Origin of the sequence: Clostridioides sp. ZZV14-6153 (genome assembly GCF_020657855.1) — a bacterium.
Classification (GTDB): Bacteria; Bacillota; Clostridia; order Peptostreptococcales; family Peptostreptococcaceae; genus Clostridioides.
Window position 1 is genome coordinate 1 of sequence record NZ_JAGWCZ010000090.1, and the last position, 343, is coordinate 343.

Annotated in this window: 1 protein-coding gene; it reads left to right on the forward strand. The window is 27.1% G+C overall.

The genetic code is table 11. From position 1 onward, the window contains the following. Positions 1–343: RNA-guided endonuclease TnpB family protein (locus tag KGF46_RS19825; RefSeq protein ID WP_227862256.1), on the forward strand; the 343-nt coding region annotated here is incomplete at both ends.

The following is a 343-nucleotide window of genomic DNA, read 5'->3' on the forward strand; positions in this document are numbered from 1 at the left end:
AGTTTAAAAATAAGAAATAAAATAGAAGAAGGGAGAGCTACTCGTCAAAATATCCAAAAGCAAGTAGTTAAAGTACAAAAACTTCATCAAAGATTGACTAATATAAGAACTGATTATATTAATAAAACTGTATCTTCGATTATAAAGCAAAAACCAAGCTATATAACTATTGAAGATTTAGCAGTTTCTAATTTGATGAAAAATAAGCATTTATCAAAGGCTATAGCAAGTCAGAAATTCTTTGAGTTCAAAACTAAACTAATGTCTAAGTGTAAGCAAAATAATATAGAACTTAGAATTGTTGATAGATTTTATCCATCATCAAAGACTTGTAGCCAGTGTG